This is a genomic window from Streptomyces sp. NPDC005784, from assembly GCF_042871525.1.
GTDB lineage: Bacteria > Actinomycetota > Actinomycetes > Streptomycetales > Streptomycetaceae > Streptomyces.
Genome location: NZ_JBIAIQ010000023.1, coordinates 17,359 through 33,023, shown reverse-complemented (window position 1 = coordinate 33,023; position 15,665 = coordinate 17,359). Strand labels below are relative to the sequence as shown.

Annotated in this window: 13 protein-coding genes; 4 read left to right on the top strand and 9 right to left on the bottom strand. The window is 70.9% G+C overall.

The window, feature by feature from the left end:
* Positions 1-125: 125 nt before the first annotated feature.
* A complete protein-coding gene (locus ACFYR3_RS29670) occupies positions 126-968 on the top strand; it encodes an enoyl-CoA hydratase/isomerase family protein (RefSeq protein ID WP_389285215.1) in 843 nt (280 codons plus the stop codon).
* Positions 969-1,082: 114 nt separating this feature from the next.
* Here the strand turns inward: ACFYR3_RS29670 and ACFYR3_RS29665 are convergent, their stop codons facing one another.
* The 8 genes from ACFYR3_RS29665 to dnaK are packed head-to-tail and all read right to left on the bottom strand — an operon-like array spanning position 1,083 to position 10,124.
* Positions 1,083-2,897 (bottom strand): FAD-dependent oxidoreductase, encoded by a 1,815-nt coding sequence (locus tag ACFYR3_RS29665; protein ID WP_389285152.1) that lies wholly within the window; start codon positions 2,895-2,897, stop codon positions 1,083-1,085.
* Positions 2,897-3,160, bottom strand: coding sequence for a UBP-type zinc finger domain-containing protein (locus tag ACFYR3_RS29660; RefSeq protein WP_097227389.1), 264 nt, complete (start codon positions 3,158-3,160; stop codon positions 2,897-2,899). The genes ACFYR3_RS29665 and ACFYR3_RS29660 overlap by 1 nt, the downstream gene beginning before the upstream one ends.
* 5 nt (positions 3,161-3,165) lie before the next feature.
* Positions 3,166-3,612: a thioredoxin gene (trxA, locus tag ACFYR3_RS29655; protein WP_355848036.1), complete on the bottom strand. Its 447-nt coding sequence runs from the start codon at positions 3,610-3,612 to the stop codon at positions 3,166-3,168.
* A complete protein-coding gene (gene clpB, locus ACFYR3_RS29650) occupies positions 3,609-6,248 on the bottom strand; it encodes an ATP-dependent chaperone ClpB (RefSeq protein ID WP_389285151.1) in 2,640 nt (879 codons plus the stop codon). The genes trxA and clpB overlap by 4 nt, the downstream gene beginning before the upstream one ends.
* Positions 6,239-6,646, bottom strand: coding sequence for a chaperone modulator CbpM (locus ACFYR3_RS29645; protein WP_356784059.1), 408 nt, complete (start codon positions 6,644-6,646; stop codon positions 6,239-6,241). The genes clpB and ACFYR3_RS29645 overlap by 10 nt, the downstream gene beginning before the upstream one ends.
* The gene (locus ACFYR3_RS29640; RefSeq protein ID WP_389285150.1) at positions 6,643-7,596 is read right to left on the bottom strand and encodes a DnaJ C-terminal domain-containing protein; all 954 of its coding nucleotides are present in this window, start codon (positions 7,594-7,596) and stop codon (positions 6,643-6,645) included. The genes ACFYR3_RS29645 and ACFYR3_RS29640 overlap by 4 nt, the downstream gene beginning before the upstream one ends.
* A gap of 6 nt (positions 7,597-7,602) precedes the next feature.
* The gene (gene grpE, locus ACFYR3_RS29635) at positions 7,603-8,214 is read right to left on the bottom strand and encodes a nucleotide exchange factor GrpE (RefSeq protein ID WP_356784062.1); all 612 of its coding nucleotides are present in this window, start codon (positions 8,212-8,214) and stop codon (positions 7,603-7,605) included.
* Between the two features lie 8 nt (positions 8,215-8,222).
* A complete protein-coding gene (dnaK, locus tag ACFYR3_RS29630; RefSeq protein WP_355848050.1) occupies positions 8,223-10,124 on the bottom strand; it encodes a molecular chaperone DnaK in 1,902 nt (633 codons plus the stop codon).
* Between the two features lie 282 nt (positions 10,125-10,406).
* On the opposite strand from dnaK, the gene ACFYR3_RS29625 reads away from it, so the two are divergent.
* Positions 10,407-12,185 carry a helix-turn-helix domain-containing protein gene (locus ACFYR3_RS29625; protein ID WP_355848053.1) on the top strand — a complete coding sequence of 593 codons (1,779 nt, stop codon included), beginning with the start codon at positions 10,407-10,409 and terminating at the stop codon, positions 12,183-12,185.
* Between the two features lie 138 nt (positions 12,186-12,323).
* Here the strand turns inward: ACFYR3_RS29625 and ACFYR3_RS29620 are convergent, their stop codons facing one another.
* On the bottom strand, positions 12,324-13,214 hold the full coding sequence (locus ACFYR3_RS29620; RefSeq protein WP_355848055.1) for a LysR family transcriptional regulator: 891 nt from the start codon (positions 13,212-13,214) through the stop codon (positions 12,324-12,326).
* Positions 13,215-13,480: 266 nt separating this feature from the next.
* Here ACFYR3_RS29620 and ACFYR3_RS29615 point away from each other — a divergent pair, with 266 nt between their 5' ends.
* Positions 13,481-14,668: an MFS transporter gene (locus ACFYR3_RS29615; RefSeq protein ID WP_355848058.1), complete on the top strand. Its 1,188-nt coding sequence runs from the start codon at positions 13,481-13,483 to the stop codon at positions 14,666-14,668.
* A 102-nt stretch (positions 14,669-14,770) separates the two neighbouring features.
* The gene (locus ACFYR3_RS29610; RefSeq protein WP_355848061.1) at positions 14,771-15,616 is read left to right on the top strand and encodes an aldo/keto reductase; all 846 of its coding nucleotides are present in this window, start codon (positions 14,771-14,773) and stop codon (positions 15,614-15,616) included.
* Positions 15,617-15,665 lie beyond the last annotated feature (49 nt).

Here is a 15,665-nt window from a genome sequence, read left to right as displayed (position 1 = left end):
GCGGGCTCCACGGGCAAGGCCACTCCGCCCCACCTCCCAGCATGCGCCCGCGGTGGGCTGAGGCGCATCCTGGGGCAGAGGCTCAGTAATGCGCTTCCCCTTTCACCCTCACGTCCAGGAGCTCCATCAGCATCGACCATCCGTCGGTCCGGACCCGGCTGCAGGACGGGGTCCTGTTCGCCACCCTGGACGCGGGCATCCTCAACCTTGTCGGTGTCGACCTGGTCCGTGACCTGGTCTCCCTGGTCGACATGCTGTACACCGACCCGGGTGACGTGCGCGTCGTCGTCATCGACAGCGCCTCGCCGGACTATTTCTCCGCGCATGTGGACCTCACGGCCGTCCCGCAGTACACCGCGGAGGCCGAAAAGGCGGGTGGCCCCGGCGATGCTTCACCGGGCATGTTCCTGCACAAGCTGGCGCGGGTTCCGGTGATCACCATCGCCAAGGTCCGCGGGCGGGCCCGCGGTGGCGGCAACGAACTCGCCATGGCGTGCGACATGATCTTCACCTCGCGAGAGATGGCGGTCTTCGGGCAGTTCGAGGCTGGCACCGGTGCCCTGCCCGGCGCGGGTGGTGTCCAGCACCTGGCCCGTCGGCTCGGACGGACCCGCGCCATCGAGGCGATCGTCGGCGCCGACGACTTCGATGCCGACACCGCCGAGCGCTACGGCTGGATCAACCGAGCCCTGCCCGACGCAGAGCTGGACGGCTTCGTCGAACGGCTGACGACACGGATCGCCGGCTTCCCGCCGGAAGGGGTGCAAGCGGCCATGCGTGCCGTCAACGACCTCACGCTGGCATCGGCCGCCCACGTCCGCTCCGACGCCGTGACATTCCAGAGCCCGATCGCCCGGCCCGAAAGCCGTGAGCGCCTGGACTACCTCGCCGGGCAGGGCTTGCAGAGACCTGGTGAGCTCGAACGCGACCTCGGCAAGGCCGTCGCGGACTTCCCCCCTGACAGCTGACTCGTTGGCCTGCTAAAAGCCGAACATCAGCCACGCCTGGTGGCTGACCCAGTCGGGAACCGGTCGGTCATGGCGTCATAGAGCTCTTGGTCGTGTGGGGTGGCCCGCCATTCGTCATGCAAGCCATGCGGACTCCTTGTCACGTGTGCGTGGGGAGGCGTCCGAACCGCCCGCGGCAACGGACGTGCCCGTGGTGCCGGGTGCGGCCGAGTGCCCCAGGTGCCGGTGCACGAAGTGGATGGCCATCGCGCCCTCACCGGCCGCCGAGGCCACCCGCTTCACCGAGCCGCTACGGACGTCCCCCACCGCGAAGACCCCGGGCAGGCTGGTCTCCAGAGTCATGCACGAGCGCCCGCGGCCGTCCCACACCTCGGGGTACGCGCAGGTTTCCTGGGCCTCCGGGCCGGTGCGGACGAAGCCGCGGGAGTCGAGGGCGATGATGCCGGCGAGCCACTCGGTGTGGGGGTCGGCGCCGGTGAAGACGAACAGGCCCTGTACCGCGAGTCGGCGGTGCCCGCCCGTGCGGTTGTCGACCACGTCGAGCTCCTCCAGCACCTCCTGGCCGATGGCCTCGGTGACCTCGGTGTGCAGCATGACCTCCACCCGCGGGTGGCGTTCGACCTGGTCGACCAGGTAGCGGGACATGTTGGCCTCAAGGCTGGGTCCTCGGACCAGCAGGTGCACCTTCGGCGCGTACCCGGCGAGGAACAGCACCGCCTGGCCCGCCGAGTTGCCTCCGCCGATGACGGCCACCGGGTCGGTGCGGCACTGCTGGGCCTCGTAGACGGTCGCCGAGTAGTGGACGCTCGTTCCCTCCAGGCGTTCGATGCCGGGCACCTGGAGCCGGCGGTAGCGGGCACCCGTGGCCAGGACGACGGCGCGGGCGGCGATCTCGCTGCCGTCGGCGAACGCCACCACGTAGTGGTCCTCGTCCTTGGGATGGAGACCGGTCGCCTCCACCGGAATGCTGATCCTGGCGCCGAACTTGTCGGCCTGGAGCACGGCGCGTTCGGTGAGTTCGGCGCCGGAGATGCCGGCGGGGAAGCCGAGCAGATTCTCGATGCGGGACGACGTGCCGGCCTGGCCACCGGTGGCCATCGCCTCCACCACGGTGGTGCTCAGGCCCTCGGAGGCGGCGTACACCGCGGCAGCGAGGCCGGCGGGTCCGGAGCCGACGATGAGGACGTCGCCGTGACGGTTTCCGGCGGGCAGAGACGGCAGGCCGATGAGCCGGGCCAGTTCCGCGTTGCTGGGGTTGCGCAACAGGGCGGTGTCCCGCCAGATGACGAGCGGTGTCTCCTCCGGGCCGACGCCGAAGCGGCGCAGCAGGTCCTCGGCCTCCTCGTCGGTCTCCAGGTCGATCCAGCGGTGCGGCAGCCGGTTGCGGACGGCGAACTCGCGCAGCCGCCTGGTGTCGGGCGAGTAGCGCGAGCCGATGATGCGGAAGCCGACGCCCTGTCCGACGAGCAGCGCGCGACGGCCCAGACACGCGCGCAGCACAACGTCCCCGATGGTGGAGTCCTGGGACACCAGGTGGCGCAACTGGTCCAGGGAGACGACGAGGACCTCGCCCGGCTCCCTGGCGACAGCGGTGTAGAAGGCCACCTGCCCGTGCAGCAGACCGAGTTCACCGATGAAGCGACCGGGGCCGTGCACACGCAGCACGTGCTCCTCGGGGGTGCCGTAGCCCTCGACGACGGCGACGGTACCGCTGAGGACGACGAAGAACGTCTCGCAGCGCTCCCCCTCCTGGATCAGGACGTCGTTCGGAACCATGCTCCGGCGTTGCCCGTGCTCCGCCAGACGTGCTGTCTGGTCCTCCGTAAGGCGCGGATACGCGCCGTGGATGTCCGGGGTCTCCCAGAAGACGGCCCCGTCCGCTTCCTCCGGCACCGGTTCTCCGCCCGGCAGCGGCTGGTCGCCGGACATCAGACGAACGCCTCGTGCACGTAGCACCAGCGCCAGTCCTCGCCGGGCTGGAACGACTGCACGATCGGATGGGCGTCGGCAGCTGCGTGCCTACGCGCGTGCTTGTTCGGCGAGGAGTCACAGCAGCCGACGTGCCCGCAGGTCAGGCAGAGCCTCAGGTGGACCCACGGGGAGCCGAGCAGCAGACACTCCTGACACCCTTCTGGGGTCAGCGGCTGGACCGGCCGGACAAGCGCGAGGTGGGGGTCTGCGTGCAGGGTCATCCGGATCACCCTTCCCGGGCCGTGATCGACTGTTCCACCCACTGGCGCAGAACGGGGGCGGGCGCCGCCCCCGCCTGCCGGGCGACCGTCTCGCCCTGGTCGAGGACGAGCAGGGTCGGTACCGCCTGGACCTCGAAACGCTGCGACAGCCGCGGGTTCTTGTCGATGTCGACCTTGACGAGTTTGATGCGGCCGGCGAGATCGGTGGCGACCTTCTCCAGCGCGGGGCTGACCATGCGGCAGGGGCCGCACCAGGTGGCCCACAGGTCGACCACGACGGGGACGTCGGCCCGCTCGGCGACCTCGGTGAAGTCGTCGTCGCCCGCGTCCACCATCCACGGCAGGGGCTGCTTGCAGTGGCCGCACTTCGGGCGGCCCTCGGCGGCCACGGGCACCCGGTTGGTGCGCCCGCAGTTGGGACAACTGACGGTCGTCGCCTGCATCGTGCTCATGCCGCCCGCGCTCCCTTCACGTCCTCGAGCTGGTCGTAGGTGACCACCAGCTCTCCGTGTTCGGCGTCGACGCGGACCGTCGCGCCGTCCTGGACGTCGCCGCGCAGCAGGGCGCGTCCGACCAGTGTCTCGACCTCGTGGGAGATGTAGCGGCGCAGTGGCCGGGCCCCGTACACCGGGTCGTAGCCCTGGTGGGCGATCACTTCCCGGGCGGCGTCGGTGAGTTCGACGGTGATGCGGCGTTCGGCGAGCCGCTGTCGCAGTTCGTCGAACTGCAGCTCCACGATCCGCTCGATCTGCCGCTCGCCGAGCGGTTTGAACAGCACGATGTCGTCGACGCGGTTGAGGAACTCCGGGCGGAAGTGCCCGCGCAGCTCGCCCATCACCAGGGCGCGGGCGTCGGGCTTGATCTCACCTTCGGCGGTGGCGCCGTCGAGGAGGTGCTCGGAGCCGATGTTGGACGTCATGATGATCACGGTGTTGCGGAAGTCGACGGTGCGGCCCTGCGCGTCGGTGATGCGGCCGTCATCGAGAATCTGCAGCAGGGTGTTGAAGACATCGGTGTGCGCCTTCTCGATCTCGTCGAACAGCACGACCGAGTACGGCTTGCGGCGTACGGCCTCGGTGAGCTGGCCGCCTTCCTCGTAGCCGACGTATCCGGGTGGTGCGCCCATGAGCCGGCTGACGGTGTGCCGCTCCTGGTACTCACTCATGTCGAGGCGGACCATGTTCTCCTCGGAGTCGAACAGAGTCCGGGCGAGCGTCTTGGCCAGCTCGGTCTTCCCGACGCCGGTGGGGCCGAGGAAGATGAACGAGCCGATGGGGCGGCGAGGGTCGCGGATGCCGGAGCGCGCGCGGATGATGGCGTCGGCGACGAGCTTGACGGGTTCGTCCTGGCCGATGACGCGCTCGCGCAGGATCTCGTCGAGGCGCAGCAGTTTCTCGCGTTCGCCCTCCTGGAGGCGGGCGACTGGGATGCCGGTCCAGGCGGCGACGATCTCGGCGATCTCCTCCTCGGTGACGACCTCGCGCAGCAGCCGGTTCTGTCCTTGCTTGGCGGCCAGTTGCTCCTCCTCTGCGGCAAGTCGGCGCTCCAGGTCCTGGAGTCGGCCGTAGCGGAGTTCGGCGGCGCGGTTGAGGTCGTAGGCGCGTTCGGCTTCCTCTGCCTCGTGACGGACCTGCTCCAGTTCCTGGCGCAGTTCCTGCACGCGGCGGATCGCCTGCCGTTCGGCCTCCCACTGGGCGTGTTTGGCGTCGGCCTCGCCGCGCAGGTCGGCCAACTCCCTGCGCAGCTCCTCCAGGCGGGTTTTGCTGGCGGGGTCGGTCTCCTTGGACAGGGCCGCTTCCTCGATCTCCAGGCGGGTGGCGCGGCGGGTGATCTCGTCGAGTTCGGCGGGCATCGAGTCGATCTCGGTACGCAGCCGGGCGCACGCCTCGTCGACGAGGTCGATGGCCTTGTCGGGCAGGAATCGATCGGTGATGTAGCGGTGGCTGAGGGTGGCCGCGGAGACCAGCGCGGTGTCCTGGATCTTCACGCCGTGGAAGACCTCCAGGCGTTCGCGCAGTCCGCGCAGGATGGAGATGGTGTCCTCCACGCTCGGCTCGCCGACCAGGACCTGTTGGAAGCGGCGTTCGAGGGCGGCGTCCTTCTCGATGTGCTTGCGGTACTCGTCGAGGGTGGTGGCGCCGATCATGTGGAGTTCGCCGCGGGCGAGCATCGGCTTGAGCATGTTGCCCGCGTCCATGGCCCCTTCGGCGGCGCCCGCTCCTACGACGGTGTGCAGTTCGTCGACGAAGAGCAGGATGCGCCCCTGGGCGGCCTTCACCTCGGACAGCACGGCCTTGAGGCGTTCCTCGAACTCGCCGCGGTACTTGGCACCGGCGACCAGGGAGCCCATGTCGAGGGCGAACACCGTCTTGTCGCGCAGGCCCTCGGGGACGTCGCCGCGAACGATGCGCTGGGCCAGGCCCTCGACGATGGCGGTCTTGCCGACGCCGGGGTCGCCGATGAGGACGGGGTTGTTCTTGGTCTTGCGGCTGAGGATCTGGGTGACGCGACGGATCTCCGCGTCACGGCCGATGACCGGGTCCAGCCGCCCGGACCGAGCCTCGAGGACCAGGTCGCGGCCGTACTTCTCCAGAGCCTCGTAGGCCACTTCGGGGTTGGCGGAGGTGACGCGCTGGTTGCCGCGGACCTGGGTGAGCGCGCTCAGGAACGAGTCCCTGGTGATGCCGGCCTGTTTGAGCAGTCGCCCGGCGGCGGTCGAAGAGCTCTCCTCGGCCAGGGCGAGCAGGAGGTGCTCCACGGACACGTACTCGTCCTTGAGGCGTTTGGCCTCCCGTTCGGCGGCGTCGAGCAGCCGGGAGAGGCGCTGGGTGACGAAGACCTGGCCGGGAGCCGCGCCGGGGCCGGTGACCTTCGGGCGGCGGGAGAGTTCCTCGCGCACGGCAGCGCGCAGTTCCATCGGCTCGGTGCCGGCCTGTTGCAGCAACCGCGGGATCAGGCCGTCCTCCTGATCGAGAAGCGCGAGCAGCAGGTGTTCCCCGTCGACCTCGGTGTGCCCCATGCCGACGGCCGCGGTCTGGGCCTCCTGGAGGGCTTCCTGGGACTTCTGGGTGAGACGGTTCATGTCCATGGGGGTGTTTCACTCCTCGTGCCGCGGCCGCGCAGGGCGGCTTCGAGCAGGCTGATGCGGTCGAGCAGGTCGAGCACCAGGCCGATGGATGCGTAGTTGAGGCACAGTCCGGTGCGCAGCCGCTGGATGCGGGCAAGGACCGCCGGGGCCGTGGGGGCGAACACCAGGTGCCCCGCGGCGTCGCGTTCGGCGTCGACAAGGCCGAGGGCGACGAACCGGCGGATCAGATCGGGGTGGAGGCCCGAGAGACGGGCCACGGCGTCGAGGGAGAGCCTGGGGGCGGGCACGAGCGCGTACCGGACAGCCGTCGTGGCGGTGATGTCTGCGCCCGTTCGTACCGGCCGGGCGCCCCCGCCGGCCCAGCCGCTGCCTGCCGCTCCCGCGCGTCGGTCGTTCATCGCGTCCTCCTGGGGTCGAACGAGGAAGTGGCGGCGAGCTCCTCGAACAGTTCGCGCTCCCGGTCGCTGAGCGTGGGCGGCACCATGATGCGGAGTTCGGCGTACAGGTCGCCGTTCGCGCCGCGCGGGTTCGGCATGCCCTCGCCACGCAGCCGCAGCCGCCGGCCGCTGGACGAACCCGCGGGCACCGTGACCTTGGCCGTGCTGCCGCCGGGCGTGGGCACCGGCACGGTCGCACCCAGGGCCGCCTCCCAGGGGGCGACCGGGACCTGGATGTGCACGTCGCGGCCGTCCAGCCGGAACCGGGGGTGGGGCTGGATACGCACCCGCAGGTACAGGTCGCCCGCGGCGGCGTCACCACTGCCCCGGCCGCCCTCCCCCGCCAGCCGGATGCGCTGCCCGTCGGTGACGCCCGGCGGCACGTCGACCTCGTACCGCCGCGGCTGCCCGGTGGGACCGGCGAGCGTGACGGTGCGACGGCCGCCTCGGTACGCCTCCTCGACGGTGAGCGGCAGCTCGGCCTCCTGGTCCGCTCCGGGGACGCCGCCCGGGGCGGCGCCGGCTCCGAACATGGAGCCGAGCAGGTCCTCGATGTCGATGCCCTCCGCGCCGAAGTCGTCGCCGAAGCCGGTGGCGTATCGGACACGGGGGCCGCCCGCGCCCGCGGTCCTCCGACCGCGGAAGCCGCCGCCCGCGCCGGCCGCGACCCGTTCGTCGAAGTCCTCGGGGATCTTGCGGAAGTCCTCGCCGAAGCGGTCGTAGCGGGCCCGGGTCTTGGGATCGGACAGGACGCTGTGTGCCTCGTTGAGGTCCTTGAAACGCTCCTCCGCCGCGGGGTCCTTGTTGACGTCGGGGTGGTACCTGCGGGCGAGTTTGCGATACGCCTGCTGGATCTCGTCCTGGCTCGCGCTCCGCGACACGCCGAGCACCTCGTAGTAGTCCCGTGCCATCGCCGGTCACTCCCGCTTCGCGACGGTCACCGCGGCCGGCCTGAGCTGCCTCTCGCCGTCCCCGTAGCCGGGGCGCAGCACCTCGACGACCGTGCCCGGTGGGGCGTCCGGGTCCTGGACGACGCCGACCACCTCGTGCCGGGCCGGGTCGAAGGCGACGCCGGTCTCCGCATGCCGCGGGTAGCCGAGCAGTTCGAGGACGTTCACCGCCTGGTCGCGTACGGCCCGGATGCCCTCCACGATCGCGCCCGGATCGGCGCCGGCATGGGTCAGGGCGAGTTCGAGGTTGTCGAGGACGGGCAGGAAGGCGGCCGCCGTGCGGGACCGCTCGACGGCCCGTTCGCGCTCCAGTTCCCTGGCGTGGCGCTTGCGAAGGTTGTCGAGGTCGGCGAGTGCGCGCCGCCAGCGGTCCTCCAGTTCCCGGATCGCGGTCGTGTACTCGTCCTCGGCAGGCGCGGGGCCGGCGGCGTCGGGCCCCGGTTCGCCGTTCGCCGCTTCCGGCCGGGTCGGCGGGCCCGGTTGCGGCAAATCCCCGCGAGGAGGGCGTACGGCGCCGTCCGGGACCGGTCCGACCGGATCCGAACCGGCCCGGTCGGGTTCCTGGGGGTGGGTGGGCATGGCGCGCCTCAGCCCTTGTCGAACTCGGCGTCGATGACATCGTCGCCACCGGCCTCGCCGCTCGTGGGACCACCGGTGGCGGCATCCTGGCCGGGACCGCCGTCCGCGCTGGCGGCGCCCTGATGGGCCGCCAGCCCGGCGAGCACCTGCTGGAGTTCGGAGGTCAGGGGCCGCACGCGCTCCACGCCCGCCTCTTCCTTGACCGCCGCCCGGGCGTCGGACACGAGCATCTCGGCGCGTGCCTTCTCGTGCGCCGGCGCTGCGTCGCCCAGTTCGGTGAGACGCTTCTCGACCTGGTACGCGATGGCGTCGAGTTCGTTGCGGGCGTCGACGGCCTCGCGGAGTGCATGGTCCTGGCCCTGGTTGCGCTCGGCCTCCTGGAGCATGCGTTCGACCTCACTGCGGTCCAGGTTGGAGCTCTCGCTGATGGTGATGCCCTGTTCCTTGCCGGTGTCCCGGTCGCGGGCCTTGACGTTGAGGATGCCGTTGGCGTCGATGTCGAAGGTGACCTCGATCTGTGGTTCGCCGCGCGGCGCCGGCCGGATGTCGGTGAGCTGGAACCGGCCGAGCACCCGGTTGTCGGCGGCCCGCTCGCGCTCGCCCTGGAGGACCACCACATCGACGGCGGGCTGGTTGTCCTCGGCGGTGGAGAAGGTCTCGCTGCGGCGCACCGGGATGGTGGTGTTCCGCTCGATGATCTTCGTCATCACTCCGCCGCGTGTCTCCAGGCCCAGCGACAAGGGTGTGACGTCGAGCAGCAGGACGTCCTTGACCTCGCCCTTGAGCACCCCGGCCTGGATGGCGGCACCCAGGGCCACGACCTCGTCGGGGTTGACGCTCATGTTGGGTGCCTTGCCGCCGGTCAGCCGGCGGACCAGGGCCTGGACCGCCGGGATACGGGTGGAGCCGCCTACGAGGATGACCTCGTCGATGTCGCTCTCGCCGACCTTGGCGTCGGCCATGGCCTGCTGGACCGGTCCCAGGCAGCGCTCCACCAGGTCGCCGGTGATCTGCTCGAACGTGGACCGCATGATCGAGTCGGTGAGGTGCTTGGGCCCGGAGGCGTCGGCGGTGATGAACGGCAGGCTGACCTGCGTCTGCGTCACCGAACTGAGCTCGGTCTTGGCCTTCTCCGCCGCCTCGAACAGTCGTTGCAGCGCCTGCGGGTCCTTGCGCAGGTCGATGCCGTTCTCCTTCTGGAAGTCGTCCGCGAGGTAATCCACCAGACGCCGGTCGAAGTCGTCGCCGCCCAGGTGGCTGTCACCGGCGGTGGAGCGCACCTCCACCACACCGTCGCCGACGTCGAGGATGCTCACGTCGAAGGTGCCGCCGCCCAGGTCGAAGACGAGGACGGTCTCGTGCTCCTTCTTGTCCATGCCGTACGCGAGGGCCGCCGCGGTCGGCTCGTTGATGATCCGCAGCACCTCCAGTCCCGCGATCCGTCCGGCGTCCTTGGTGGCGGTGCGCTGAGCGTCGTTGAAGTAGGCGGGCACCGTGATGACCGCCTCCGTGACCCGCTCCCCGAGCTGCTTGGAGGCGTCGTCCGCGAGTTTGCGCAGGACCTGTGCGCTGATCTCCTCAGGCGCATAGAGCTTGTCGCGCACCTTGAAGCGGGCCGCCCCGCCGTCGCCTTCGACGACGTCGTACGTCACCGCCCTGGCCTCGTCGGAGATCTCGTCGAAGTGCCGGCCGATGAACCGCTTGGCCGAGTAGATGGTGCCCTTCGGGTTGAGGATCGCCTGGCGCCGGGCCAGCTGGCCCACCAGACGTTCCCCGGTGTCGGTGAAGGCCACCACGGACGGTGTCGTGCGGTTGCCCTCGCTGTTGGGCACGACGGACGGCTCGCCGCCCTCCCACACGGCGATCACCGAGTTGGTGGTGCCCAGGTCGATGCCCACTGCCTTGGCCATGAGGAACTCCTCCCGGTACGGCGCCTGCGTCGACTCTCCGGATCACGTTCGTTCAGGTAGAGGTGGGACGTCCGCCGGTTTCCCACCGGTGCGCACGGAGGGTCTCGAGCACTCCCCAGGGTGACGAACCGGGTGGCTCCACGCCTGCGCCTGGCGAGTCAGGAATGCACAGCTCCGGTCGCCCCACGAGTACGACAGGAAGAATCCGAACATCTCGGACGAGCCGGACGGAAGCGGGTTACCACCGCTCGCCTGTAGGCTCGATGGGAACGGAGTGATCCGATGGCCAGCAGCCGGGCGCACCACCTGTACCGCCGCTGCTCCGACCGGGAGGACAGCCCCCCACGGGGCAGCGTCCGGCAGCCCGCGGCCGCGCGGAGAGTGCCTCGCCCACCCGCTCCAACGCCGGCCGATCATGCCCTCCGCGAACTGACAGTGCTCTCCCGCGCCCTGTTCGACACCCCGGACGAAGGCGAGATCCTGCGCCTGGCCATGGACCACATAGCCGCCGCGGGGCCGTACAGCGCCGAGGCCGGATACCTCAAGGTGGACGGCGACCTGGTCCCCAGCCCCAGGAACGGGCCGACACATGCCTCGGCCGTGGGCCGGAGGGTGCGGGAGCTGGCCGGGCAGGACGGCCCCGTGACCGTACCCGGCAGGCCCTGGGGCCGGGCCCTGGGGCTACGCGGGCTTGAGAGACTCCACGGATACCTCGTGGTGACGTCCCGCTCCCGGCCATCCGAGGCCGAGCGGTCCCTGCTCGACACGCTCGTCCGGCACACCGCTGCCGCACTGTCAGTCGCCTTCGCACACCGCCGCCGACACGAGGACGCGCTGGAGCTTCACCGACTGAGGGACGAACGCACAGCCCTCCAGCGGCGGCTGATCTACGTCGTGGCGGAGCTGGGGTACCAGCGAGCCGTTCACGGGCTCATGGCCGACGTCGCCGCCTCGAGCTGCGGCGAGGAAGCCATCACCCGCGCACTGCACAGGCTCACTGGACTCCCCGCACTGGCCGAGGACCGCTTCGGTCGGCTGAGGTCCTGGACCGGCCCCAGCCGACCCGACCCCTATCCCGAACCGGACCCCGCGCGCCAGGACGAAATGCTGCACGCCGTCGCCCGTCAGGCCGGGCCGGTGCGGATAAGGGACCGGCTGATCACCCTGGTCCGCCCGCACGGCGAGATCCTGGGCGTGCTGGCCCTGGTCGACGCCCGGGACGAGGCCGACGAGCACACCGTACTCGCGCTGGAACACGCCGCCGCGTCGCTCGCCCCGGAGCTGGCGCACCTGCGCAATCTGGCCGAAGTGGAGCTGAGGCTGCACCGCGAGCTGGTCGACGACCTCCTGGCGGGGACGGACGCGGCGAGCGCCTACGCCCGGTCCGAGGCAATCGGACACGACCTGCACCGCAGCCACTACATCGTCGTGGTGCAGTGGCCGAACCGGACTGCGGACGATTCCTTCGCGCAGACCGTGGGACGGGCGGCCTCTGGCGTGGGGATGCGCTCGCTGCTGACCCGACGTTCCGACCACGTGGTCCTGGTCGCCGACGGCAGGCCGCACGCCCGCGCGTTGTACGAGGCGCTCGCCCGGGAGACCGGGACACGGTCCGGGACGATCGGGGTGAGCGCCTCTTGCGACTCCCCGGACGACATACCCCACCACTACGAGGAGGCGCAGCGCGCCATGGAGGTGCGCCGGCACTCCCGCGAGTGCTACGGCACGACGTTCTTCGACGAGCTCGGCCTCTACCGCATCCTGGGACCTGGCAACGATTACCGGGAACTGGAGACGTTCGTCCAGGAGTGGCTCGGGCAGCTCATCGACTACGACTCCCGGCACCACACGGCCATGGTGGAGACCCTGTCCCGGTACTTCGACTGCGGCGGCAACTACGACGAGACCGCGGAATCCCTCGCGATCCACCGCAGCACGCTGCGCTATCGGCTCCAGCGCATCCGCGACATCAGCGGCAACGACCTCGCGAACGTCGAGGACCGGCTGAACCTCCAGGTGGCGACCCGAGTGTGGAAGATCGTGCTGGGCGGCCCCGGCTGATGCCTCGCTGGAACTCTTGCGCGATCGGCGTCAGCAGCGGTAGGGCGAGCTGCCCAAGATGTCGCGGCCGGAGCGAGGCGGGCGCAGGGGCCCGGACAGACACCACCGACGCGAGACGCCCGGGCCGCGGCCCGGGCGTCACAGGGCGATGACGTGGTGGTCGACCAGGTCGAGCAGCGCCCGCAGGGCCGAGCTGGGCCGCCGGGTCGACGACGTGCCGAGATGCATGCTCCAGCGGAGCATGGTGCCGTGGACGTCCAGGACGTGCAGGCCGGGGGTGCGGGCAACGGCGAACGCGGGCAGGAAGGCGATGCCCAGACCGTGCCGGACCAGTGCCGCCCCCATGTCGATGTCGGGCACCTCCAGAGCCACCCGGCGTACGACGCCCGCCACAGCGAACGCCCGGTCGACCACCTCGCGGTTGCCGTAGCCCGGTGGGAAGTCCACGAAGGGTTCCCCCGCGAGGTCCGCAAGTGCCACCTCCCCCCGCTGGGCAAGCGGATGGGCGGCGCTCACCACCAGGACGAGCGGCACGGTGGCCAGCTCCCGTGCGTCGATCCCGGCGGGTTTGTGCTCGGGCAGCGACAGGAAGGCCACGTCCAGGTCCCCGCTGAGCAGCGCGTGCGCCAGTCCCGCCGATCCGGTCGTCGCCAGCCGCAGCCGGACGTCGATCGCCGGATGCCGCGCGTGCAGCTGTCCGAGGAGCGCAGGCAGGTCCACCACCTCGACCGAGGCCATGGCGCCCACGTTCACCGTGCCGCGCAGCGTGTCCTGTGCCTCGCGCACGGCGTCCTGGGCCGCCTGGGCGGCGTGCAGGGTGGCCCGAGCCTCCGGCAGGAGCGCCGCGCCCGCCCCGGTGAGCCCGACCTGCTGCGACGTGCGCTCGAACAGCGCGCAGCCGAGCTCGCGCTCCAGGGAGCGGATCGCGGCGGACACCCCCGACTGCACCACGTGCAGCCGACGGGCGGCACGCGTGAAACTCAGCTCCTCGGCGACCGCGATGAAGTGCTCCAGCTGACGTAGCTCCACACGAGAAGTATCACTTGTATTGCTCGAGCCCAGCAAAAACATTCGTTGGCATTGATCCCCGCTGGTGAGGAGGATGGAAAACGCCATCCACTTCCGCCCGAGGAGGGGTACCCCTGCCTGCCGTACCGACGCCGCTCAGCCGTCCCACAGCCCACGCTCCCGGCGACCCGACCCACCGGATACCAGCACCCGCTCCCGCCGACCTGCCGCCCCGCGCCCCCGCCCGGCGCCGTGCCTCGCACACGACCGGCTTCTGGTTCGTGGCGGTGGCCTTCACCGTGCTGATGGCCTTCGGCACCGCGCCGACCCCGCTGTGGCCGCTGTACGAGGCCCGGGACCACTTCGGCGCGACCACCGTCACGGTGGCGTACGCCTCGATGGTCGTGGGCGCAGCGGCCGCCTTCCTCGGACTGGGACACCTGTCGGACCGGCTCGGCCGGCGGCGCATCATCGTCCCGGCGCTGCTGGTCGGAATCGTCGCGTCGGTCGTACTGATCGCGTGGCGGGACCTGCCGGGGCTGATCGCGGGCAGAATCCTGAACGGCGTCGGACTGGGGCTGATGGCCTCGACCGCGACGACGTACCTGCACGACCTCCACCACGAGGCCCATCCGGAACGGACGGGTTCGGTGCTGCCCGGCATCGTGGCCACCGCCGCCAACCTCGGCGGCCTGGCCTCAGGCCCCCTGATCGCCGGAGCCGCCGCCGAGTGGCTTCCCACGCCCCTGATCACCACCCAGGCGATCTTCACGCTCGCCATGGCAGTGTGCCTGGCGCTGGTGCTGTCCACCCCGGAGACCGTGGACCTGGAGCTGCCCGCGGCCGAACCGCCCAGCAGGTTCGTCCTGCGCCCCGGCGGCCGGCGGACGTTCGGCGCGGCCGGCGCGCTGGGCGCCTTCGCCTTCGCGATCCTCGGCCTGATCTCCTCCCTCGGGGCGAGCGTGCTCCACGGCACCCTGCACACCGACTCGCACCTCGTGGTCGGCCTGGCCGCCTTCCTCATGTTCGGTTCCGCGGCGGCCGCCCAGCTGGTGCTAGGCCGCCTCCCACTGCCCCGGGTCCTGACCGTGGGGGCAGTAGTCTTCCCGGTCGGCCTGGTCCTGTGCGCCGTCGCCCTCTACCACCCGGCGCTCTGGCTCTACCTGGTCGCCGTGTCCCTGTCGGGAGCCGGCTCCGGGCTGCTGTTCAAGGGAGGCGTCGAACGTGCCGTTTCAGTGGCCGAGCCCGCCTCACGCGCGGGGGTCCTCGCCGTGTTCTTCGTCGTCGCCTACCTGGGAATGGGCCTGCCCTCCATCCTGTTCAGCATCGCCCTGAGGCATTTCGCCGTGCAGACCGCGATGATCGGCTTCGCGGCGGTCCTCGCCTGCGGCGCCGTTGTGTCGGTCGCCGTCGCGTTGCGCGACCGCGCACCCGGTCCCGGCACGCTCTCGGCCCGCTCCGCTCGCCCCTCCTGACCTCTCTGCGGCGCATGCGACACCGGTTGTCTGGGAGGCGCGGACCTGGGCACTCGGTGCGGGCGCGCGTGACACGGATCCGCGGCAGACGGGAGGCCCGAGATGTCTGTGGAATCGGCCAGAACGATCGCGCTCCCCTCCGGTGAAGAGATCGCGGCACTTGGGCAGGGCACCTGGTACCTGGGCGAGGAACCGGCCCGGCGTGAACAGGAGATCGCCGCGCTGCGGCTGGGCGTGGACCTGGGCATGACCGTCGTCGACACAGCGGAGATGTACGGCGACGGCACAGCCGAGGAGCTCGTCGGGGAGGCCCTCCGGGGACGCCTGGAGGAGGTCTTCCTCGTCAGCAAGGTGCTGCCCGGCCACGCCGACCGGAAGGGCACCGTCGCCGCCTGCGAGGGCAGCCTGCGGCGGCTCCGTGCGGAACGGCTGGACCTCTACCTGCTGCACTGGCGGGGACGGTGGCCACTTGAGGAGACTCTTGCGGGATTCACCGACCTGATGGACGCGGAGAAGATCCGCTACTGGGGCGTGAGCAATCTGGACATCGCCGACATGGTCGAGCTGACCACCCTCCCCGGTGGCGACGCCGTGGCCGTCGACCAGGTGCTGTACAACCTCTCCCGGCGCGGCATCCAGTGGGATCTGCTCCCCTGGTGCCGCGAGGCCGGCGTGACGGTCATGGCCTACTCCCCGATCGAGCAGGGGCGGCTGCTGAAGGTCGAGGCACTGGATGCCGTGGCCCGGGCCCTCGGAGCCACGCCGGCCCAGGTGGCACTCGCCTGGGTGCTGGAACAGGGGATGGCCGCGATCCCGCGTTCCGCATCACCCGACCACGTTCGGGAGAACCGCGGCGCGGTGGACCTCCACCTTCCCACCGAGGCGGTCGAGGCCCTCGACGAGGCGTTCCCGCCGCCCAGCGGGCCCACGCCCCTGGAGATGCTCTGAAGCTGGAACGCAGCATCGACGCGCGCGACCCTCGCCCCGAACCCGGCCG

Excerpts from the sequence above, each read along its gene's own strand:
- ACFYR3_RS29665 (WP_389285152.1), bottom strand. The coding sequence starts at position 2,897 with ATGTCCGGCGACCAGCCGCTGCCGGGCGGAGAACCGGTGCCGGAGGAA.
- ACFYR3_RS29660 (WP_097227389.1), bottom strand. The coding sequence starts at position 3,160 with ATGACCCTGCACGCAGACCCCCACCTCGCGCTTGTCCGGCCGGTCCAG.
- trxA (WP_355848036.1), bottom strand. The coding sequence starts at position 3,612 with ATGAGCACGATGCAGGCGACGACCGTCAGTTGTCCCAACTGCGGGCGC.
- clpB (WP_389285151.1), bottom strand. The coding sequence starts at position 6,248 with ATGGACATGAACCGTCTCACCCAGAAGTCCCAGGAAGCCCTCCAGGAG.
- ACFYR3_RS29645 (WP_356784059.1), bottom strand. The coding sequence starts at position 6,646 with ATGAACGACCGACGCGCGGGAGCGGCAGGCAGCGGCTGGGCCGGCGGG.
- ACFYR3_RS29640 (WP_389285150.1), bottom strand. The coding sequence starts at position 7,596 with ATGGCACGGGACTACTACGAGGTGCTCGGCGTGTCGCGGAGCGCGAGC.
- grpE (WP_356784062.1), bottom strand. The coding sequence starts at position 8,214 with ATGCCCACCCACCCCCAGGAACCCGACCGGGCCGGTTCGGATCCGGTC.
- dnaK (WP_355848050.1), bottom strand. The coding sequence starts at position 10,124 with ATGGCCAAGGCAGTGGGCATCGACCTGGGCACCACCAACTCGGTGATC.
- ACFYR3_RS29625 (WP_355848053.1), top strand. The coding sequence starts at position 10,407 with ATGGCCAGCAGCCGGGCGCACCACCTGTACCGCCGCTGCTCCGACCGG.
- ACFYR3_RS29610 (WP_355848061.1), top strand. The coding sequence starts at position 14,771 with ATGTCTGTGGAATCGGCCAGAACGATCGCGCTCCCCTCCGGTGAAGAG.